Source organism: Massilia sp. Masssp93 (genome assembly GCF_059491295.1).
This window is the reverse complement of record NZ_CP168502.1, coordinates 5,583,788-5,606,046: the sequence shown is the minus strand read 5'-3', so window position 1 is coordinate 5,606,046 and position 22,259 is coordinate 5,583,788. Positions and strand designations below refer to the sequence as shown.

General features: G+C 65.8%; 16 protein-coding genes and 1 tRNA gene. 15 read left to right on the top strand and 2 right to left on the bottom strand.

The annotated features are described in order from the left end of the window. The first annotated feature begins 1 nt into the window (after position 1). The 8 genes from holA (at position 2) to ACEN9Q_RS23245 (ending at position 11,841) form a co-directional block, all read left to right on the top strand. Complete coding sequence (gene holA / locus ACEN9Q_RS23280; protein WP_495626192.1) at positions 2-1,015, top strand: DNA polymerase III subunit delta; 1,014 nt, start codon at positions 2-4, stop codon at positions 1,013-1,015. A 106-nt stretch (positions 1,016-1,121) separates the two neighbouring features. Beyond that, positions 1,122-2,387 carry a glutamate-5-semialdehyde dehydrogenase gene (locus tag ACEN9Q_RS23275; RefSeq protein WP_495626191.1) on the top strand — a complete coding sequence of 422 codons (1,266 nt, stop codon included), beginning with the start codon at positions 1,122-1,124 and terminating at the stop codon, positions 2,385-2,387. A 76-nt stretch (positions 2,388-2,463) separates the two neighbouring features. Beyond that, positions 2,464-2,877, top strand: coding sequence for a CopD family protein (locus tag ACEN9Q_RS23270; RefSeq protein WP_495626190.1), 414 nt, complete (start codon positions 2,464-2,466; stop codon positions 2,875-2,877). Between the two features lie 238 nt (positions 2,878-3,115). Next, a complete protein-coding gene (locus ACEN9Q_RS23265) occupies positions 3,116-4,324 on the top strand; it encodes a THUMP domain-containing class I SAM-dependent RNA methyltransferase (RefSeq protein WP_495626189.1) in 1,209 nt (402 codons plus the stop codon). Beyond that, positions 4,325-5,599 (top strand): multidrug effflux MFS transporter, encoded by a 1,275-nt coding sequence (locus tag ACEN9Q_RS23260; protein WP_495626188.1) that lies wholly within the window; start codon positions 4,325-4,327, stop codon positions 5,597-5,599. Between the two features lie 316 nt (positions 5,600-5,915). After that, positions 5,916-8,024: an HDOD domain-containing protein gene (locus ACEN9Q_RS23255; RefSeq protein ID WP_495628991.1), complete on the top strand. Its 2,109-nt coding sequence runs from the start codon at positions 5,916-5,918 to the stop codon at positions 8,022-8,024. A 7-nt stretch (positions 8,025-8,031) separates the two neighbouring features. Next, the gene (locus ACEN9Q_RS23250; RefSeq protein WP_056438449.1) at positions 8,032-10,254 is read left to right on the top strand and encodes a putative bifunctional diguanylate cyclase/phosphodiesterase; all 2,223 of its coding nucleotides are present in this window, start codon (positions 8,032-8,034) and stop codon (positions 10,252-10,254) included. A 6-nt stretch (positions 10,255-10,260) separates the two neighbouring features. Then, the gene (locus ACEN9Q_RS23245) at positions 10,261-11,841 is read left to right on the top strand and encodes an SEL1-like repeat protein (RefSeq protein WP_495626187.1); all 1,581 of its coding nucleotides are present in this window, start codon (positions 10,261-10,263) and stop codon (positions 11,839-11,841) included. A gap of 291 nt (positions 11,842-12,132) precedes the next feature. Here ACEN9Q_RS23245 and ACEN9Q_RS23240 read toward each other — a convergent pair whose 3' ends face one another. Then, positions 12,133-12,936, bottom strand: coding sequence for an alpha/beta fold hydrolase (locus tag ACEN9Q_RS23240; RefSeq protein WP_495626186.1), 804 nt, complete (start codon positions 12,934-12,936; stop codon positions 12,133-12,135). 163 nt (positions 12,937-13,099) lie between these two features. Here ACEN9Q_RS23240 and ACEN9Q_RS23235 point away from each other — a divergent pair, with 163 nt between their 5' ends. From ACEN9Q_RS23235 to ACEN9Q_RS23220, 4 genes are all read left to right on the top strand, one after another. Continuing rightward, positions 13,100-14,329 (top strand): putative DNA modification/repair radical SAM protein, encoded by a 1,230-nt coding sequence (locus ACEN9Q_RS23235; protein WP_495626185.1) that lies wholly within the window; start codon positions 13,100-13,102, stop codon positions 14,327-14,329. Further along, positions 14,329-15,861 carry a UdgX family uracil-DNA binding protein gene (locus ACEN9Q_RS23230; RefSeq protein WP_495628990.1) on the top strand — a complete coding sequence of 511 codons (1,533 nt, stop codon included), beginning with the start codon at positions 14,329-14,331 and terminating at the stop codon, positions 15,859-15,861. The genes ACEN9Q_RS23235 and ACEN9Q_RS23230 overlap by 1 nt, the downstream gene beginning before the upstream one ends. 119 nt (positions 15,862-15,980) lie before the next feature. Then, complete coding sequence (locus tag ACEN9Q_RS23225) at positions 15,981-17,018, top strand: TraB/GumN family protein (protein WP_495626184.1); 1,038 nt, start codon at positions 15,981-15,983, stop codon at positions 17,016-17,018. An 11-nt stretch (positions 17,019-17,029) separates the two neighbouring features. After that, positions 17,030-18,061, top strand: coding sequence for a TraB/GumN family protein (locus tag ACEN9Q_RS23220; protein ID WP_495626183.1), 1,032 nt, complete (start codon positions 17,030-17,032; stop codon positions 18,059-18,061). Positions 18,062-18,080: 19 nt separating this feature from the next. Here the strand turns inward: ACEN9Q_RS23220 and epsC are convergent, their stop codons facing one another. Then, the gene (gene epsC / locus ACEN9Q_RS23215) at positions 18,081-19,004 is read right to left on the bottom strand and encodes a serine O-acetyltransferase EpsC (protein ID WP_495626182.1); all 924 of its coding nucleotides are present in this window, start codon (positions 19,002-19,004) and stop codon (positions 18,081-18,083) included. 670 nt (positions 19,005-19,674) lie between these two features. On the opposite strand from epsC, the gene ACEN9Q_RS23210 reads away from it, so the two are divergent. From ACEN9Q_RS23210 to ACEN9Q_RS23200, 3 genes are all read left to right on the top strand, one after another. Further along, complete coding sequence (locus ACEN9Q_RS23210; protein WP_082547793.1) at positions 19,675-20,997, top strand: putative O-glycosylation ligase, exosortase A system-associated; 1,323 nt, start codon at positions 19,675-19,677, stop codon at positions 20,995-20,997. Continuing rightward, entirely contained in the window at positions 20,994-22,052 is a 1,059-nt protein-coding gene (locus tag ACEN9Q_RS23205) for an acyltransferase family protein (protein WP_495626181.1), read from the top strand. Before ACEN9Q_RS23210 ends, ACEN9Q_RS23205 begins: the two co-directional genes overlap by 4 nt. 64 nt (positions 22,053-22,116) lie before the next feature. After that, positions 22,117-22,190 (top strand) — tRNA-Gly (locus ACEN9Q_RS23200). Positions 22,191-22,259 lie beyond the last annotated feature (69 nt).

The following is a 22,259-nucleotide window of genomic DNA, read 5'->3' as shown; positions in this document are numbered from 1 at the left end:
CATGCAGTTGCGGCCTGAAGCGCTCGACGGCCACCTCGCCAAGGGGCTCGCGCCCCTCTACGTGATCACCAGCGACGAGCACCTGCTGGCGCTGGAGGCGGCCGACAAGATCCGCCGCGCGGCGCGCACGCACGGCTATTCCGAGCGCGACGTGCTCACGGTCGAGCGCAGCTTCAAATGGGGCGAGCTGCTGGCCGCCAACCAGGCCATGTCGCTGTTCGGCGACAAGAAGCTGATCGAGCTGCGCATCCCCGGCGGCAAGCCGGGCAAGGACGGCAGCGCGGCGCTGCAGAACTACGCGAAGGACCTGAACCCCGACAACCTCACGCTGGTCACGCTGCCGAAGCTGGACTGGCAGACGGCCAAGGCATCGTGGGTGGCGGCGCTGCAGCAGGCCGCGGTCTACGTCGAGATCGCAAACGTGGAGCGCGCGCAGCTGCCGGGCTGGATCGGCACGCGCCTGGCCGCGCAGAACCAGAGCGCCGACCGCCAGAGCCTGGACTTCATCGCCGACCGCGTGGAAGGCAACCTGCTGGCGGCGCACCAGGAGATCCAGAAACTCGCCTTGTTGTACGAGCCGGGCAAGCTGACCTACGACCAGGTGATCGACGCCGTGCTGAACGTGGCGCGCTACGACGTCTTCAAGCTGTCGGAAGCGATGCTGGCCGGCGACCCGGCGCGCCTCGTGCGCATGCTGGAAGGCCTGAAAGGCGAGGGCGAGGCGCTGCCGCTGGTTTTATGGGCCGTCTCCGAAGAAATCCGCACGCTGCTAAAATTGAAGGCAGGGATGGCGCAGGGACGCCCGCTCGGCGCGCTGCTGAAGGAATACCGCATCTGGGGCCCGCGCGAGCGCATGATGGAACCGGCGCTGCGGCGGATTTCGCTGCCGGTGCTGGAAGCGGCGCTGCAGCAGGCGGCTCAGGTCGACAAGATGGTCAAGGGCCTGCGCGCGAAGCAGTTCGCGGGAGACGCCTGGGATGCGATGCTGCAGCTGGCATTGAGAGTTGCGTCGTAGGGTGGGCACCCCCGTGCCCACGCGTGACGTTGGCGTGACGTTGACGTCCGCGTGGGCACGGGGTGCCCACCCTACGGCTGATATGAATACAGAGGAACGAAGCACGATGGACATCACCGACACCATGCAAACAATGGGCCGCCAGGCGCGCGCGGCCTCGCGCGGCATGGCGCGCGCGGACAGCGCCACCCGCAACCAGGCGCTGCTCCTGATCGCCGCCGCCATCGAGCGCGACGCCGACATCCTGCGTGCCGCCAACGCGCGCGACATGGAAGCGGCGGCCGCCGCCGGCCTGGAACCGGCGCTGCTGGACCGCCTGGCGCTGTCCGACAAAGCGATCGCCACGATGGTCGACGGCCTGCGCCAGATCGTCGCGCTGCCCGACCCGATCGGCGAGATCACGGACCTGAAATTCCGCCCGACGGGCATCCAGGTCGGCCGCATGCGCGTGCCGCTGGGCGTGATCGGCATCATCTACGAGGCGCGCCCGAACGTGACGGTCGACGCGGCCGGCCTGTGCATCAAGAGCGGCAACGCCGCCATCCTGCGCGGCGGCTCGGAGGCGATCCACTGCAACCGCGCGCTCGCGGCGCTGGTGGCCGAAGGCCTGCGCGGCGCCGGCCTGCCGGAACACGGCGTGCAGGTCGTCGAGACGACCGACCGCGCCGCCGTCGGCGCCCTCATCACGATGCCGGAATTCGTGGACGTGATCGTCCCGCGCGGCGGCAAGGGCCTGATCGCCCGGCTGATGAAGGAATCCACGGTCCCGATGATCAAGCACCTGGACGGCATCTGCCACGTCTACATCGACGCCAAGGCCGACATCGCGAAGGCGCTCCCGATCGCCATGAACGCCAAGACGCACCGCTACGGCACGTGCAACACGATGGAGACCTTGCTGGTCGCGCGCGCCATCGCGCCCGCCGTGCTGCCGCAACTGGCCGCGCTGTACGCGACGAAGGAAGTGGAACTGCGCGCCGATCCCGAAGCGCTGGCGATCCTGCAGGGCTACCCGCACCTGGTGCCGGCGACGGAAGAGGACTGGAGCACGGAATACCTGGCGCCTATCCTCGCCGTCAAGATCGTGGACGGCATCGACGCGGCCATCGAGCATATCAACACGTATTCGTCGAAGCACACGGACGCCATCGTCACCGAGGATTACACGGACGCGATGCGCTTCCTGCGTGAAGTCGATTCGGCGTCCGTGATGATCAACGCGTCGACGCGCTTCGCCGACGGCTTCGAATACGGCCTGGGCGCGGAGATCGGCATCTCGAACGACAAGCTGCATGCGCGCGGCCCGGTCGGGCTGGAGGGCCTCACGTCGCTGAAGTACGTGGTCTTTGGCCACGGTGAAGTGCGCAAATAACCGGGGTCAGAGCCCGTTTTTTGGCAATTGCTCAAAAATGGGGTCAGAGCCCGAATTTTGGAAATAGAGGGATTGCATGTATTTGTGGATCAAAGCGCTGCACATCGTCTTCATCGCCTCGTGGTTCGCCGGCCTGTTTTACCTGCCGCGCATCTACGTGAACCTGGCCCAGGAAAGCAATCCGGCCGCGGTCGAGCGCCTGCTCGGCATGGCCCGCCGCCTGTACCGCTTCACGACGATCCTCGCGGTGCCGGCGCTGTTGCTGGGCCTGTGGCTGTGGCTGGGCTTCGGCATCAAGGGCGGCTGGCTGCACGCAAAACTGGCGCTCGTGATCCTCGTCATCGGCTACCATCACGCCTGCGGATCGCTGCTGAAAAAGTTCGAGCGCGGCGCGAACACGCGCAGCCATCGATGGTTCCGCGTGTTCAATGAAGTGCCGGTACTGCTGCTGCTGGCCATTGTGATCCTGGTGGTCGTGAAGCCGTTCTGACAAGACCGCCACATACGACGACCACATACCACGTCGTCCCCGCGCAGGCGGGGACCCAAGTTCTGCCAGCGCTGCGGTAACGCACGCAAACTTTGACCCCCGCCTGCGCGGGGGCGACGGTAGTTCGGCGGCCGGGCCTGATCCCGGCCGTTTCTTTTTAGTCAGTCGGGGGCAGAGCCCACCCGGTGAACCGGGCTCTGACCCCGATTATGGGAAATAACGGATAAAAGGTACCCCTATGGCTTCTTATTTTTGCCCCTGCCCGCGCGGCATGGAACAGGCGCTGGCCGACGAGCTGGCCGAGATCGCACAGGCCACCGGCAGCGCGACGCTGAAGGTGCACAACCAGGTGCCGGGCGGCGTGCACTGCTCGGGCTCGGACACCGACGCATACCGCATCAACCTGCACTCGCGCATCGCGTCGCGCGTGCTGCTGCGCATCGCCAACCGCAACTACGCGAACGAAAACGACATCTACGACCTCGTGCTGGAACAGCCGTGGGAAGACTGGTTCGGCGTCGACCACACGATCCGCGTCGACATCACCGCCATCAAGTCGCCGCTGACGAGCCTCGAGTTCACGACCCTGAAGATCAAGGACGCCGTGTGCGATCGCTTCCGCGACCAGTTCGGCCGCCGTCCGTCCGTCGATACGCGCGAGCCGGACATGCGCATCATGGGCTTCCTCGACCAGCGCAACTTCACGATCTACCTGGACACGTCCGGCGAGGCGCTGTTCAAGCGCGGCTGGCGCGAAGAGACGGGCGACGCGCCGCTGCGCGAGAACCTGGCCGCCGGCCTGCTGCGCGTGGCGGGATGGAAGCCGGGCGTGCCGCTGTTCGATCCGATGTGCGGCTCGGGCACGATCCTGATCGAGGCCGCGCAGATGGTGCAGGGCATCCCGCCCGGCGCGCGCCGCCGCTTCGCGTTCGAAAAATTCGGGAATTTCAACGCCAAGGCCTGGCAGGAGATGAAGACGGCCATCAAGCCGAACCCGCTGCCCGCCGAACCGACGATCTTCGGCTCCGACATCTCCGGCGACATGATCGCGATGACGCGCCATAACCTGCGCGCGGCCGGCATCCTGTTCGACGTGCCGCTGAAGCAGATCGAGGCGCAGCAGGTGCAGCCGCCCACCAGCCAGCCCGGCCTGCTGGTGACGAATCCGCCGTACGGCGAGCGGATCGGCGTGCGCGGCGATTCCACGATCCCGCAGGACGAGATGGCCGTCGGCTTCTACCAGCAGCTCTCCACCACGCTGAAGCAGCGCTTCGCCGGCTGGACCGTGTACCTGTTCACGGCCGACCTGGGCCTGCCCAAGATGCTGCGCCTGAAAGAATCGCGCAAGACGCCGTTCTTCAACGGCGCCCTCGAATGCCGCCTGTTCCGCTTCGACATGGTCGCCGGCTTCAACCGCCGCGACGCCGCAAAACCGAAAGAAGAATAAATGCTGCCCGAACCCGAACCGGACAACCTGCCGAAAGACCCCGTCATCCCCGTCCCGCTGCCGGTGCCGCACAAGATCAAGGTGCTGTCGGCCGGCGGCCTCGCGTCGCTGCTGGCCGCGCTGTCGATGCTCGGCCCCTTTTCCGTCGACGCCTACCTGCCCGCATTCCCGAGCATCCAGGCGTCGCTGGGCGCGACCGGGCTGGAAGTCCAGCAGACGCTGACGGCGTACATGCTGGCCTTCGCCGTGATGTCGCTGTGGCACGGCGCGCTGTCGGACGCGTTCGGGCGGCGCAACGTGGTCCTCGTCGGGCTGATCGTGTTCGCGGTCGGGACGCTCGGCTGCGCGTCCGCGCATTCCGTGCACTACCTGTGGATCTTCCGCATCATGCAGGGCATCTCGGCCGGTGCGGGCGTCGTCGTGGGCCGGGCCATCATCCGCGACCTGTATTCGGACGCGCCGGCCGCGCGCCTGCTGTCGATGGTGACGATGATTTTTTCGATCGCGCCGGCCATCGCGCCCGTGCTGGGCGGCTGGGTGGTCGCCGCGTTCGACTGGCGTTCGATCTTCCTCGGCCTGCTCGGGTTTTCGGTCGTGCTGTGGTGGGTGTGCTGGCAGCACCTGCCGGAGACGATGCCGGTGGAGCGCCGCCAGCCGTTCAATCCGCGCTTTTTGGCGCGCAGCTACTGGGACATCTTCAGCTCCGTGCTGTTCCAGATGAAGTCGGGCATCGTCGCCTTCAATTTCGGCGGCATGTTCCTGTTCATCGCGGGCGCCCCCGTGCTGCTGCCCGTGCACCTGCACCTGGGGCCGTCGCAGTTCGCATGGCTGTTCGTGCCCGCCGTGAGCGGCATCTTCCTCGGCGCGCTCGCCGCCAACCGGCTGGCGGGGAAGATGACGTTCTCGCGCCAGATCGGCATCGGCTACGCATTCATGCTGGCGGCCGTCACCGGCTCCGTCTCGTACCACGCCGTCCTGCCGCCGGCGCTGCCGTGGACCGTGCTGCCGATGTTCTTCTATAACTTCGGCAGCTCGATCATCAACCCGAGCGCCACCTTGCTGGCCCTCGACCTGTTCCCGCACATCCGCGGCACGGTGGCGTCGTGCCAGTCGTTCGTGACCACGTTGATGGGCGCGCTGGTCGCAGGCATCATCGCGCCGGCACTGACGCATTCGGTGCTGGCGATGGCGCTGGGCCAGGCCGCGTTCGCGCTGGCGTCGCTGGCGTGCTGGATGACGTCGCGCCAATATCGTCGCTACAAGGCGCTGGCGTGAGCAAAATGTAAATTAGTGTGGCTTAATCTGCGCAATGTCAATATCGACCAATTGAATTTTGACTCTAAAATGCGTCACATTTCACGGAAAATATTGTTCCCGGCCAGAAATGTATATATGCTAAGATAAGTTTTTCATGCTTGGAATAACGATGTAAGAATTGCCTTATTCCAGGGACCGCAAGAACGAATACTGTGGCAGCCCCCGCAGGGAAGGCGGCCATTACCCAAAAACCAAGTTGGCGGCCGTGCTTGAAACCATACATCAACCTGACCAGGACATCCGCAACCGACTGCTGATCGCGCGTTTGCCGGCCATGCCGCAGATCCTCATCAAGCTGCTTGCGCACTTGCAGGCGGACGATCTGGGCATGCCGGAGCTGGCCGCGCTGGTCGCCAAGGATGCCGGCATGACGGGCAAGATCCTCACCGTCGCCAACAGCTCGGCCTACCACCGCAACGGCCGCCAGGCGAACCTCGAGCAGGCCATGGTGGCGCTGGGCACGGACATGATCAAGACGCTGGTCATCAGCGATTCCGTGTTCCAGACGTTCAGCAGCTTCCCGAACTCTGGCGCCACCGACCTGCGCGTGTTCTGGAAGAATTCGCTGACGGCGGCCGTGCTGGCGCGCGAGGTCGCGCGCCGCATCGATTATGCGCAGCCGGAAGAAGCCTATCTGGCGGGCCTGCTGCACAACGTCGGCCGCCTCGCGCTGCTGGCGACGGCGCCCAAGGAATACGCGTTCAACTTCACGGCGCGCGACGACGAAGACCTGTGCGCCGTCGAGCAGCGCACCCTGCAGATCACGCACGCCGAAGCGGGCGCCTGGCTGATCGAACGCTGGCAGCTCGATTCCTTCCTGGCCGATTCCGTGCTGTACCACCACGAGCCGAGCGAGCGCCTGGAAGCGGCGCATCCCCTGATCCGCATCGTGCGCGTGGCCCACGTGCTGTCCAGCCACGCGAACGACGACGCCCTCGTGGACGAGGCGCGCGCGCTGTGCGGCCTCGGTCCGGATACGCCCGACGAGTTGCTGGGCCTGGCCGCGCGCCAGGTCGAGAAGGCCGCCGTCCATCTCGGCATCGACCTCGCGGGCGCCGACGACCTGCCCGCGCTGCCCGCGTTCGCGCCGCCGCCGCCCGTCGATCCGGTGCAGCAGCGCCTGTCCGAGGAAGTCCGCAATCTCGTGCTGGTGTCCGAAGTCGGCCAGATGTTCACGCGCCAGCAGGGCAATGGTGGAGAAAGCGGCCTGCTGGAAGCGATGACGCGCTCGGCGCGCATCCTGTTCGATTTCGAGAATGCCGTCGTGCTGCTGGAGAACCCGACCGGCCAGGCCCTCGTCGGCGCGCCGGTCACGAACCAGCAGCGCATCGCCGAATTCACGGTCCCGCTGGCGAAGGGCGGCGCCGTCGCGCAGTCCGCGCTGGACCGCCGCCTGGGCTTCATCCGCCGCGACGGCCGTCCGCTCGGCCTCGCGGAAGAACAGCTGCTGCGCATCCTCGGCACCGAATCGTTCGTGTGCCTGCCGCTCGTCGCCGGTGCGCGCTGCCTCGGCGTGCTGGTCGGCGGCGTCGCCGCGTGGCAGCTGCCGGCCTGCCAGAAGCGCGAGCGCTTCCTGCAGGCGTTCGGCGCGCAGGCCGCGGGCGCGCTGGAGACGGCGATGTCGGAACGGGGCCACGCGCGCCGCCAGCTGGCCCACGTGGCCGACGAATACCGCGAGGCGTCGCGCCGCGTCGTGCACGAAGTGAACAACCCGCTGTCGATCATCAAGAACTACCTGGCGGTCCTGGACAGCAAGCTGGAACGCCAGGAACCGGTCAGCGCCGAGCTGTCGATCCTGAACGAGGAGATCGACCGCGTCGGCCAGCTGGTGGGCAGCCTGACGGAGATCCAGCCCCGTATCGAAGGCGTGGCGCCGGCCGCGGACGTGGCCAAGGTCGTCGACGACGTGCTGCGCCTGTTCCGCACGACGAACTTCATCCCGGCCAACGTGGAGATCGTCGTCAGCATGCCGGACGACGCCGGCCGCGTCGACGGCGACCCGGACATCCTCAAGCAGATCCTCGTGAACCTCGTCAAGAACGCGATCGAGGCGCTGTCGGCGGGTGGCGGCCGCATCGAGATCGCCAACCGCGGCCACGTGAACCGCGAGCGCAGGCTGTACCTGGAACTGGTCGTCTCCGACACCGGTCCGGGCCTGTCGCGCGACGTGCTGGCCAATCTGTTCTCGGCCGTGAAGAGCACCAAGGAAGGGCCGCACCACGGCCTCGGCCTGTCGATCGTGCACAGCCTGGTCAAGAAGCTGAACGGGCATATCGCCTGCCGCAGCGGCACGACCGGCACCAGTTTTGAAATCCTGCTGCCGGCGCATGCCGGCGCCGGCGCACAGGCCACGCAGCCGGTGCGCGCGCTTGGATCCGTATAAGGTAACAATGAATCCATTCTCCGCCAGCGCATCGTCGTCCAGCCCCCACGACACGCAAACCTCGCTCGGCAACGACCAGCCCAGGCTCCTGCTCGTCGACGATGAACCCCGCCTGCTCGCGTCGCTGTACGAGCTGCTGCAGGGTCGCGGCTACCAGCTCGTCACGGCGGCCACCGGCAGCGAAGCCCTCGCACACCTGTCGCGCCTGCGCTTCGACCTCGTGCTGCTCGACCTGCGCCTGCCCGACATCGGCGGCCACGAGATCATGGACTTCATCAACGAGAAGGGCATCGAATCGGATGTCATCGTGATGAGCGGCGAGGTCGGCATCGACGCCGCCATCGGCGCGCTGAAACGCGGCGCCTACGACTACCTGCGCAAGCCGTACAGCCGCGAGGAGCTGTTGAAGACGGTGGCGAACGCGTTGAAACAGCGGCGCCTGGAAGAAGCCAACGCGCGCATCGCCAACCAGCTCGAAAACTCCGAGAAGATGTACCGCTACCTGGTGGACTCTTCGCCCGACATCATCTACACGCTGAACCACGAAGGCAGGTTCACCTTCATCAACGACCGCGCCTACCAGCTGCTCGGCTACAAGCGCGAGGAGCTCATCGGCCAGCATTACTCGATCCTCGTGCACGAGGAAGACCTGGAGCGCGCGCGCTACGTGTTCAACGAACGCCGCGTCGACGAGCGGGCCTCGCGCAACGTCGAGCTGCGCCTGAAGTGCCACGCGGGCGCCAACCAGGAACGCACGTTCAACAACACCTTGATGACGATCTCGCTGAACGCCATCGGCATGCACGTGCCCGACCAGGAGGTCAGGAAGCTCGAGTTCTACGGCACGTACGGCGTGGCGCGCGACATCACGGACCGCAAGCGCGCGGAAGAAGTGATCTCGTACCAGGCCTACCACGACATCCTGACCGACCTGCCGAACCGCATCCTGTTCAAGGACCGCCTCGGCCTCGCCGTCATCCAGGCCAAGAGAAAACAGACGGAACTCGCCGTCATGTTCATCGACCTGGACCGCTTCAAGCTCGTCAACGACACGCTCGGCCACGTGAAGGGCGACGAGCTGCTGCAGCAGGCCGCCGGCCGCCTGAAGGAATGCCTGCGCCGCGGCGACACGCTGGCGCGCCAGGGCGGCGACGAATTCACGATCGTGCTGCCCGAGCTGCGCGACCGCGACGACGCGCGCATGGTGGCCGACAAATTCCTCGAATGCCTGCAGGACCCGTTCGACCTGGACGGCCACGCCGTGCACATCTCGGCGTCGATCGGCATCGCGATCTATCCGACCCACGGCGAATCGATCGACGAGCTGCTGCGCCACGCCGACATCGCCATGTACCAGGTCAAGGGACAAGGCAAGAACGGCCACGCGTTCTACGACCCGACGATGCAGGACGTGTCGCACCAGAAGATCGCGCTGGAACAGAGCCTGCGCCGCGCGCTCGAGAACAACGAGCTGGAGATGTACTACCAGCCGCAGATCGATGCCATCAGCGGCCGCATCGTCGGCGCCGAGGCGCTGATGCGCTGGAACCACCCGACCCGCGGCATCGTCTCGCCGGGCGAATTCCTGCCGTTCGCCGAAGAGAACGGCCTGATGCTGCCGATCTCGGACTGGATGATCGGCGCCCTGTGCCGCGACATGCTGCAGTGGAAGAACATCGGCGGCAACCAGGTGCGGCTGTCGCTGAACCTGTCGCCGCAATACCTCGACCGCGGCGACTTCTTCGAAAAGATGCGCGGCGCGCTCCTGCGTTACGGGATCGCGCCGAGCCAGATCGAAGTCGAAATCACCGAGAACATCTGCATCCGCAATCCGCAGCATGCGATCGAGCAGCTGAACAAGCTGGGGCAGCTGGGCGTGTCGGTGGCGATCGACGACTTCGGCACCGGCTATTCGTCGCTCGCTTACCTGCACCGCTTCCCGGTCCACACGATCAAGATCGACCAGTCGTTCGTCAAGGAGATCCACGACGAGCACGGACACTATCCGGTCGTCCTTGCGATCATCTCGATCGCGCGCGGCCTGGGCCTGAACCTGGTCGCGGAAGGCGTGGAGACCGATTCGCAGGCCCGCTATCTGCGCTCGAACGGTTGCCTGACGATGCAGGGCTATCTGTACCACCGCCCGATGCCGCTGCCGCGCTTCATCGACGTGCTGCGCGGGCAGGGGCTGCCGGCGGGCGCGTCGAACGTGCTCGCCTTCCAGGCCTGATGCGCCATGTCCCCCAGCGAGATCGAGGCGCGTCACACGGCTGAGTTTTTGCGTGTCAAAGCGCTGGCCGAGCGCGGCGTCGCCAGCGCCCAGCACAGCCTGGGCTTCATGTACGTGAACGGCCAGGGCGTGCCGCGCAACGATGAGCTGGCCGTCGCGTGGTATCGCATGGCCGCGAGCAGCGGCCTCGAACAGGCCCAGTACAACCTCGGCGTGATGTACCAGAAGGGCCAGGGCGTGGCGCAGGACCTGGGCCAGGCTTTATATTGGTATCGGCAGGCGGCCGAGCAGGGTTACGTCCAGGCCCAGTACAACCTCGGGTGGCTGTACGCGAAAGGGCAGGGCACGCCGGTCGACGTGCACGAAGCGCTGCGCTGGTTCGTCAAGGCGGCCGAGCAGGGCGACCCCGGCGCGCAGCACAACCTGGGCATGATGTACGAGGGCGGCAAGGGCGTCGCGCAGGACGTGGCGCAGGCCATCGACTGGTATCGCAAGGCGGCCGAACAGAATTACGCGCGCTCGCAGTTCAACCTCGCGCTCCGCTACGACAGCGGCCAGGGCATCGCACGCGACGTCCAGCAGGCCATCCACTGGTTCCGCAAGGCCGCCGAGCAGGGCTACGCGCCGGCCCAGTTCAACCTCGGTCTCCGTTACGACAAGGGCCAGGACCTGCCGCAGGACAGCGAGAAGGCGATCCTGTGGTACGGCCGCGCGGGAGAGCAGGGCCACGCCAGTTCGCAGTTCAACCTGGCGCTGATCTACGATGCCGGCCACGGCGTCGCGCGCGATGCGCAACTGGCGCTCGCGTGGTTCCGGCGCGCGGCCGAGCAGGGGCACGCTGCTGCGCAGGACAACCTCGGCCTGCGCTACGAAATGGGGACCATGAGCGGCCAGGGCGTCGAGCAGGATTACGCCACGGCCGCGCACTGGTACGCACTGGCGGCCGCGCAGGGTTTCGCCGGCGCGCAGTATCACCTCGGGCAGCTGGTCGATGCCGGACACGGCGTGCCGCAGGACGCCGCGGTCGCGCTGGACTGGTATCGCAAGGCCGCGGAACAGGGCCACCTGCGCGCGCAATTCGACCTCGCGCTGCGCTACGAGAGCGGCAACGGCGTCGCGCAGGACGAGCGCGAAGCCGCGTACTGGTATCGCAAGGCCGCCGACCAGGACTACGCGCCGGCCCAGTACGCGCTGGGGCAGCTGCTCGACCGCGACGACACGGGCTCGATCGATCCGCGCCAGGCCACGCTGTGGTATCGCAAGGCGGCGGAGCAGGGCCACGCGCTCGCGCAGTTCGCGCTGGGCCTGCGCCACGACAGCGGCCACGGCGCCGAGCGCGATTACGAGGCCGCCCATTTCTGGTACCTGTGCGCCGCGCGCCAGGGCCATGCGCGCGCCCAGTTCAACCTCGGCGTGATGTATGCGGCGGGGCAGGGCGTGCCGGCCGACCTCGTGGAAGCCTATGCGTGGCTGCACCGCGCCGGCGCGGCCGGCGTCGCGCCGGCCGCCAACTACATCCTGCGCGTCGCGGCGCGCATGGAGCCCGCGCTGCTGGCGCAGGCCAACGGATACATCGGCGCCGCGTAGGGCGGGCACCCCGTGCCCGCGCGTGACGTATGCGGTGTTGGCGCTACGCGTGGGCGGAGGGCCGCCCACCCTACATCAGCGACCGCGCGAGAAAGTGGCATAGGCGTAGGGCGGGCACCCCGTGCCCGCGCGTGACGTATGCGGTGTGTTGGCGCTACGCGTGGGCGGAGGGCCGCCCACCCTACATCAGCGACCGCGCGAGAAAGTGGCATAGGCGTAGGGCGGGCACCCCGTGCCCGCGCGTGACGTATGCGGTGTGTTGGCGCTACGCGTGGGCGGAGGGCCGCCCAATTACGGCAGCGTCTGGGCGAAAAAGGATTCGATCGCGTCCGCACTCGCCGTCGGCGCGCTCAGGTGCGGGCAGTGCCCCACGTTGTCGATCAGGCGCAGCGCGCTGTGCGCCAGGTGCCGATGCAGCCAGTCGCCCACTTCGCGCGGCACGATCAGGTCGTCGCTGCATTGCAGGATCAGGGCGGGCACCGTCGAACGGGGCACGTCGGCGCGGATATCGGCGCGGAAGGTCACGCGCGCGAAATGCTTGGCGATGGCGGGATCGTTGCGGCAGAAGCTGCGCGTCAGTTCCTGTCCCAGGTGCGGCTGGTTGGGCGCGCCCATGATCGCGGGCGCCATCTTGCGCGACCACTCGAGGAAATTGGTCTCCATCGAGTCCAGCAGGCCGTCGATGTCTTCCAGATTGAACCCGCCCACGTAATCGCCGTCGTTGGTGTAGCACGGCGAGGGGCCGACCAGGACCTGGGCCACGAAGCGCTGCGGCGCCGCGATCGTCGCCAGCAGGCCGATCGACGCGCCGACCGAGTGCCCGACGACGATGCTCGGGCCGGCCGCGCAGGCGTCGAGAATTTCCAGCAGATCCGTGACGTGGCCTTGCAGGCTGCCGTACTTCGCGCGGTCGTAGGCGGACCAGTCGGAATGGCCGCTGCCGGTCAGGTCGTACAGCACGACGCGAAAGCGGTCCGCGAAGGCCGGCGCCAGGTAGCGCCACATGGTCTGGTCGCAACCGAAACCATGCACGAAGATCATGGTCGTCGGTCCTGAACCGGTCACGTGGACGTTGTTGCGAAACTGTACAGACATGGTGAATCCAGGCTTGGTGCAATCCTCCGATATTAACATTGTGAAATTGGGGCCGTCGGATTAAACAACGGTCCGGCCGCATCGCCAGCGACAGTGCGTTCGCGCACGGCATGGCGGGGGCGATTCGCGATATACTGTTTATATATACAGTATTTTCTGCGCGATGGAACTCAAAGACAAGCTCGAAATCCTGGCCGACGCGGCCAAGTACGACGCCTCCTGCGCCAGCAGCGGCGCGCCGAAGCGCGACTCGGTCGACAAGGACGGGCTCGGCGCCACCAACGGCATGGGCATCTGCCACAGCTACACGCCGGACGGGCGCTGCGTGTCGCTGCTCAAGATTCTGCTGACCAATTTTTGCGTCTACGATTGCCAGTACTGCGTGAACCGGCGCACGTCGAACGTGCCGCGGGCCCGGTTCTCCGTCGACGAGGTCGTCAAGCTCACGCACGATTTTTACCTGCGCAACTACATCGACGGCCTGTTCCTCAGTTCCGGCATCATCCAGTCGAGCGACTACACGATGGAGCAGCTGGTCGAAGTCGCGCGGCGCCTGCGCGAGGACCACCAGTTCCGCGGCTACATTCACCTCAAGACGATTCCCGACGCCGACCCGCATCTCATCGAACTGGCGGGCCGGTATGCCGACCGCCTGTCGGTGAACATCGAGCTGCCCACGCAGGACAGCGTGACCAGGCTCGCGCCCGAAAAGAGCGTGCACACGATCAAGCTGGCGATGGGGGCCATCCGCACCCGGCTGGACGAAAAGGACGACCACCCCAAGGCGCCCGTGTTCGCGCCGGCCGGGCAGAGCACGCAGATGATCGTCGGCGCCGACGCCAGCGACGACCGGACGATCCTCGGCACGGCACAGACGCTGTACGGCAGCTATAAACTCAAGCGCGTGTACTACTCGGCGTTCAGCCCGATCCCGCAGAGCCCGTCCAGCGTGCCGTCCGCGCCGCCGCCGCTGCTGCGCGAGCACCGCTTGTACCAGGCCGACTTCCTGCTGCGCGGTTACGGTTTTACCGCGCAGGAGCTGATGCCCGCGGCCGGCAACCTCGCGCTGGACATCGACCCCAAGCTGGGGTGGGCGCTCGCGAACCGCGCCCATTTCCCGCTCGACCTGAACCGCGCGGACGAGGGCATGATCGCGCGCGTGCCGGGCATCGGCCTGCGCACAGCGAAGCGCCTGATCGATTTGCGGCGGCTGCGGCGCATCCGCTGGGAAGATCTGTCGCGCCTGCGCTGCAGCCTCAGGAAGCTGGCGCCGTTCGTGATCACGGCGGACTACAAGCCGGCGTCGGACGGCGCCTCGTCCGACCTGCTGCGGCGTAACCTGGCCGACGCGCCGCAGCAGATGAACCTGTGGCCGGAACTGCAGGCCGCCTGATGGCCGCGCCGTCCGCACGGCTCGCCGACGAACTGGTCCGGGCCGGGCAGCCGCTGCTGGTCGAGACGTTCGCCGCATGGCGCGAGGCGGCGCGCGACCTGCTCGTGCACGGCATTCCTCCGGAGCAGGTGACGTGGGGCACGCCGCACATGGACGACCTGCTGGCGGGCGGCGATCTGTTCTCGGGTGCGCCGCCCACGGCCGAGGCATCCGATAATCTGCCCACACCGCCGACTGAAACCCCGACCGGGCCGCTCCGTCCCGCGCCGCACATCCCGCGTTCGCTGCTGGAGATGCTGCAGTCGGCCGCCTGCTGCCGCGTGCCGGATCGCTGGGCCTTCCTGTACCGCGTGATCTGGCGCTGGCAGCAGGGCGAGCACGACGTGCAGTCGCCGGCCGACGAGGACGGCGCGCGCCTGCACGCGATGGTGAAGGCGGTGCACCGCGAGGAACACGACATGCATGCCTACATCCGCTTCCGCGAGCGCCCGGAAAGCGCCGGTCCGCCGCGCTTCGTCGCCTGGTACGAGCCCCGTCACGACGTGCTGCCCCAGGTGGCCGAGCATTTCATGTCGCGCATGGGCAAGGTCAGCTGGATGATCGCGACGCCCGAGGCGAGCGTCCTGTGGGACGGCCATACGCTGCACAATACCGGCCCCCTCGTACGCGATGCGGCCGACCTGGAAGACACTGGCGAAGCCCTGTGGCTGACGTATTACCGCAGCGTGTTCAACCCGGCCCGCCTGAACACGGACGTCATGCACCAGCACATCCCGTCGCACCGCTGGAAGAACCTGCCCGAGGCGAAGATCGTGCCGCAGATGGTGAGCGAAGCGGCGCGTGGCGCGCGCAAGGTGGGCCAGTACGAGGCCGTCGGCCAGCGCAAGGGCACGACGATCCCGATCGCCCCCGAGGACGCCCAGCCGGAGCGCCAGCAGCCTTCGAAGCTCGACGAGTGCCGGCGCTGCGAGTTGTGGCAGTTCGCCACCCAGGCCGTCGGCGGCGACGGCCCGAAGCGCGCTAAAATCATGTTCGTCGGCGAGCAGCCGGGCGACCAGGAGGATCTGGCCGGACAACCCTTCGTCGGCCCGGCCGGCAAGCTGCTGGACCGCGTGTGCGAGGCGGCCGGCGTCGACCGCGACACGATCTACGTCACCAACGCCGTCAAGCATTTCAAATGGGAGCCGCGCGGCAAGCGGCGCTTGCACAAGACGCCGGTCCAGCGCGAGATCGAGGCCTGCCACTACTGGCTCGACAAGGAGCTGGCGAGCGTCAAGCCGACCGTCATCGTGGCCCTCGGCGCCACCGCGTTGAAATCCGTGCTGCGCACGGCCAGCGTGACCCTCAAGGACTCCCTCGGCAAGCCGCTGCGCCACGAAGGCCGGTGGGTCGTCACCACGTATCACCCGTCGTACGTGCTGCGCGTGCCGGGCGAAGACGCGAAGCGCGCGGCGTTCGATACGATGGTCGAGGGGCTCAAGCTGGCGCACGATCTCCTGAACCGGCCGATCGGGACGCCGGACGAGGCGTGATGCCCCCGTATTGCTGTTGCGACATATGCATGTCAAATATGTAACATTCCGTTGCGTGGATAGGCTAAGCTCATCCTCGGCGCTAAGCTTTTGCGCACATAACAACAATGGGATGTCGGATGAGCAAACGATATGCATGCGCGTTGTACCTGGGTTTCCTTACGCTGCCGGCGCTGGCCCAGACCGCGGCCCGGCCTGAACCTGCTGCCGCCGTCGAGCCTGCCGCCGCGGCGGATGCAGCGCCGGATGCCGCCCCGGCCACAGTCGTCGTCGAGGGCCGCCGTCCCGGTCCCGGCGTCTGGAAAGTGTCGAAGGGCGATCACGTGATGTGGGTGTTCGGCCTGTACTCTCCGCTGCCGCAGAAGATGGACTGGGATTCGGCGCGCGTCGAGCGTCTGGTGGCGAAGTCGCAGCAGGTGCTGATGCCGCCCGGCGCGAGCATCGGTGTGGGGTTCTTTCGCAGTCTGACCCTGCTGCCTTCCATGATCGGCATGGAAAAGAATCCGGACGGCGCAATGTTGCAGGACATCTTGCCGGCGGACGTGTATGCGCACTGGCAGGTCCAGAAGGGCAAGTACATCGGCCAGGATGACGGCGTCGAGCGCGATCGTCCATTCTTCGCGGCCGAGAAGCTGTTGCGGGCCGGGCTGAAGAAAAACGGTCTCGCGGAGAACACCGCCGTGGGCGACCAGGTCGAAAAGATTGCCAGGCAGAGCAAGGTCAAGCTGACCCGGACGATGCTCGAGATCGAACTCGACGACCCGCGCAGTACCTTGACGGCGTTCAAGAAGATGCAGATGGAAGACCTCACCTGCTTCACCAAGACCCTGGAACGCCTGGACGGCGACATCGCCGCGATGCGGGTGCGTGCCAATGCCTGGGCCAACGGCGACACCGCCGAGCTCTCGCGCCTGGACTATATCGAGCGTGATGAAGCATGCGGCGATGCCCTCCTGAACAGTCCTCTGGCCAAGACGACCCCGGCCTTGCAGAATGTCCGCGAACGCATCCGCGCCGGCTGGCTGAAAGCGGCCGAACAATCGCTGGCCGACAACACGTCGACATTCGCGCTCCTGCGGATGAAGGACATCGTCGGCCCGAAAAGCTATCTGGCCGGCCTGCAGGCGAAAGGTTATACGGTCGAGAGCCCGAAATAAGGATATTCCCCATGAAGAGAACCAGGCGATACGCACTCTGGCTGGGCCTGCTGGCTCTGCCGGCATTCGCCCAGAACGTGGACCATGCCGCGCCGCCGGCCGAACCGCCGGCCGTCACCGACGCCGCGCCGGAGGCCGTCCCGGCCACGGTCGTCGTCGAAGGCCGCCGGCCCGGCCCCGGCGTGTGGAAGGTGTCGAAGGGCACGCATGTGATGTGGGTGTTCGGGACGTACGCGCCGCTGCCGCAGAAGATGGAGTGGGATGCGTCGCGCGTCGAACGCCTCGTCGCCAGGTCGCAGGAAGTGCTCATGCCGCCGGTCGCGAAAGCCCACATCGGTTTCTTCCGCGGGCTGACCGCGTTGCCCAGCCTCATCGGCATCAAGCGGAATCCCGACGATGCCGTGCTGCACGACGTCGTCCCGTCCGACGTGTATGCGCACTGGACAGTTCTGAAGGCCAAATACATCGGCAACGACGACGGCGTCGAGCATTACCGCCCCGTCTTCGCCGGCGAGGAATTGCTGCTCGCCGGCCTCAAGCAGAGCGGCCTGTCCTATGGCGGCGAAGTGCTCGGCACGATCGAGGACATCGCGAAAAAGAACAAGGTCAAGCTGAGCGACTCCGGCTACGAAGTGATGCTCGACGATCCCCGCAAGCTCGTGCGCGACTTCAAGAATTCGCAGGTGGACGACCTCGTCTGCTTCACCAAGACGCTCGACAGCCTGGATATCGACCTCGAGACGATGCGCGTGCGGGCGAATGCCTGGGCCAACGGCGACATCGGCGAGATCCGCGGCCTGAACTTCGCGGAGCGCCAGGACGCTTGCCTGGATGCCATCCTGAACAGTTCCATCGCGAAGGATGCCGCGGCGCTGCGGCAGATGCGCGAACGCCTGCGCACCGCCTGGCTCAAGGCGGCGGAAAAGGCGCTGGCCAGCAACGCCTCCACGTTCGCCGTGCTGGAAATCCAGGACATCGTCGGACCGACGAGCTACCTGGCCGGGTTGCAGGCCAGGGGCTACGCGGTCGAGAGTCCCAGATGACCAGTTCGGGCTGACCAGGTCACGCCGGCTCGCCCGGCACCCCCAGGTCGTCCTCGCGCGACGCGGCCTGGGCCACGCGGGCACCGGGCGGTACGTCGTGCGTCAGCCAGACGTTGCCGCCGATGACGGCGCCCTTGCCGACGGTGATGCGGCCCAGCAGGGTGGCGCCGGCATAGATGACGACGTCGTCCTCGACGACGGGATGGCGCGGCAGGCCTTTTTGCAGCGTGCCGTCGGCATTCGCGGGAAAGCGCTTGGCGCCCAGGGTGACGGCCTGGTACAGGCGCACGCGCTGGCCGATGACGGCCGTCTCCCCGATCACGACGCCGGTGCCGTGGTCGATGAAGAAGCCGGGGCCGATCGTGGCGCCCGGGTGGATGTCGATGCCTGTCTCGGCGTGCGCCAGCTCGGCGATGATCCGCGCCAGCAGCGGCAGGCCGAGCCCGTACAGGCAGTGCGCGAGGCGGTGGTGGATCATCGCGTGGATGCCCGGATAGCACAGCAGCACTTCGTCGACGCTGCGCGCGGCCGGGTCGCCCTGGTAGGCGGCGATCACGTCGCTGTCGAGCAGGGTGCGGATGCCGGGCAGGGAGGCGCCGAACGCGCGGGTGGCGTCCAGCGCCTGCGGCTCGATGTCGGTGTCGGTCAGGCGGCGCAGCGCGGCGCTGTAGCGCAGTTCGATGCGCACCTGGCGCAGCAGCGCGTGGAGGGCGGTGTCGAGGGCGTGGGCGACGTGGAAGTCCTCGCTTTCCTGGCGCAGGTCGGGCGGGCCCAGGCGCAGCGGGAACAGCACGCCCTTGAGTTGCGCCACGACGGTCGCCAGCGCCTCGCGCGACGGGAACTCGATGCCGCGCACTTCGCCGGACGGGCGGTGGGCCTGGCGCCACTGCCGGCGCGCGCCGTGCAGGTCGCGCACGATCGCGCCGATGTCGAAGTCGGCCATCAGTCGTGCTCCCGCAGGCAATCGCCCCGCATGTGCGACGACAAATGGAGACCGGCAACGTGCGCCGGGCCGGAAAGATGTCGCTCAAGGAATTCGGGCGTCACGATGCCTCCGCTGTGCTATTGACGAGTTTTCAATATACGAGCCCGTCCGTGGGCGTTCCAACGAATTTTTCGGCACAAGCTCATGCTGAAAACGTCTAAAGCGCAGCGCAACTCATTTGCGTTGCGTCAATACCAATGTTGAAAAATCGTCATGCAAAAAATCGCGTTGGTGTTGGCGCGGCGGCACGCGCGGGGAAAGATTGTTGCGCTTGGTTTGGAGACTGGCTGATAATACAAAGTCCGTTGAGGCAACGGTGTGGCCGTATGTTGCATGTTATTCTAGCGCCCGTTCGTTCCGGTAACTCATCGATACGCGGCAATAGATTCCCGTCAAAGGTCACGCATGATTGACACTGCAGCAATATTGCTTTTCAGTACGTTAATAATTTATACGGTTATCCGCGCAATCCAACTGGACAAGGTGCTTTCCTGGTTTTCACGCGAGGAACAGCAACTGCCGCCGGCGGCGAAGAAGAAACGTTCGTAAATAATATACAGCTTCGGCGTTTCATCCGTTCCGGACGCCGCTGGACGCCGCTTTTACCGTTGCGCAAGGCATCACACGTATGCAGAGTCTTTTTTTGTCGGCTGTCTTCGCCGTCCTGATGTTCGCCGGTTTTTCAGCCGCTTTTGCCGCCGCCCTGGGCTTCGTCTGGGTGGACATCGTCCGGCCCCAGCAGCTCGCCTATTCGATCATCAACGACCAGCCGCTGTCGTTCATCGCGGCCGTGGCGACGCTGGGACTGTTCCTGCTCAGGGATAAAAAGTCGCCGCCCAAATTCGGACCGATCCTGCTGCTGATTGTACTGTTCTGCCTGTGGGTGACGTTTACGACGCTCATCTCGGATTTCCCGACGCAAGCATGGGGGAAATGGGACTGGGCGTCCAAGGTTCTCATTTTCGCGGTCCTGATCCCGTACATCTTCCGTTCGCGCATCCAGATCGAAGCCTTCATCCTGGTGTTCGTGTTCTCCGCCAGCACGATCCTGTTCTCGGCCGGCCTGAAGACCATTCTCGGCGGCGGCGGCTACGGGACGCTGGCCGTCATGGGAACGGGCAATACCGGCCTGTCCGAGAGCAGCACGCTGGCCGTGGTGTGCGTGATGCTGATCCCATTGGTCATGTTCCTCATGCGCCATACCGTGATCTTTCCGAGGAACCTGCTGACGCGCGGCTTATTCCTGGCCATTATCGTCATGGCGCTTGCCGCCGTGGTCGGTACGACGGCGCGCACGGGCATCATCGCCGTGGCGGTGATGTGCCTGCTGTCGATGCTGCAGTCGAAAAAGAAATTGTGGTGGATAGCGGGTCTGGCCCTTGCCGCCGTCGTGATATTGAATCTCGACCTGTCCGCGACGCGCTGGGGCAACCGCATGTCGACGATCGAAACCTATAATGCCGACTCGTCCGCAATGGGCAGGATCAAAGTCTGGCAATGGACGATCGAGTTTGTCGGCAAGCACCCGCTCGGTGGTGGTTTCGACGCTTATTTGCACAACCGTATTCTCGGCGTCACGTCGGACGGCGAAACCCAGTATCTGCCCGAAGGACAGGTCGGCGGCAAGGCCTTCCACAGCATCTATTTCGAAGTGCTGGGCGAACAGGGCATCGTCGGTTTTTCCATGTACGCCCTGATGGTCGGGCTGGCCATGTTCAAATTAATCAGGTTGAAAAGGGCCTGGAAAAACGATGCGGGAATGGCCTGGATTTCCGGGCTGGCCAATGCGCTGATGACGTCGATCGTGGTGTTTCTCGCCGGCGGCTCTTTCGTCGGCATCGCCTACCAGCCGTACATCTTCTACATGCTCAGCCTGACAGTGGCGATCGACCAGTACGCGCGGCGCGTCGTGCAGGACCAACTCAAAGTAAAAGGACGTGCGATACCGTGAAACTCAACCAACTCGCAGGGTTACGGGGAATCTGCGCCTGGTGGGTAGTGTTCTACCATTTCCTGGGCCTCATGAACGATTCGGTGCCGACACCGCTCAGGCATTTCATCGCGCACGGCTACCTGGCCGTCGACCTGTTCTTCCTGCTCAGCGGTTTCGTGATTTTCCTGAGCTACCACGCGTCGCTGAGCACGAATTTTCCCCATAGCGTAGGCAAGTTTTACTGGAACCGGTTTTCCCGCATCTACCCGCTGCACTTCGTGATGTTGGGCGGCTACCTGATGCTGTTCGCCGCCTTCACTTATCTGTCGGCCAGCCATGCCGCGCCGGAAAACTATACGTGGCCTGCGTTCATCCAGAGCATCTTCCTGGTGCATATGTGGTTCGGCAGCGACCTGACGTGGAACGTACCGTCCTGGTCGATCAGTTCGGAATGGTTCGTCTACCTGTTCTTCCCGCTGATGGCATTCAGCCTGCGCAAGCTGCGCGGCGGTATTGCCGCGCACCTGCTGAGCATCGTGGCGGCCGCCGTCGTCCTGCACGTGATCTATGCGATGAGCGGACTGCACTCCATCGGCGCCGACATTCCCCACATGGCCCTCGTGCGCACCATGTTCGAATTCCTGATGGGCGTCTTCGTCGGTTCGCTGTACGTCAACCACCGGGATTTCCTGGAACGGTATGCCACCGTTGCCCTCGCGGGCTTCGTCGCGTCGTGCGTCCTGTATGCCTTGACGTCGACCCCGGATTACGCGCTGATTCCGATCACGTTCGCGTTGCTGATCGCTTACCTGAGCGTGACGACGTCGTGGATCACCGCCGCGCTTTCCACACCCGTGCTCGTCTACCTCGGCGAGATCTCGTATTCGACGTACATGGTGCATTACCTCGTCTACGACCTGCTGAAAGCCGCCTTCATGTCGAATGCCCAGCAGATCAACCAGGTGTATCTGTGGCTGTCGTTCGTGGTCGTCTTCATCCTGTCCGTGGCGCTGCACCACGTGGTGGACATGCCGTCCCAAAAATACTTCCGGCGCCGCCTGTCGACCCGATAGGCGCGGCCGCCGGCAGCGGCGAACGTTGTCAATCCCTATAAAACCCGCGTAGAATGCGGGCAACGCGGGTGTAGCTCAATGGTAGAGCAGAAGCTTCCCAAGCTTACGACGAGGGTTCGATTCCCTTCACCCGCTCCAGTCTCCGCGGCGGCCCGCCGTTCTCCCTGCCTGCTTTCCTGATACGTCGCGCGCCGACCGTCCCGCCGT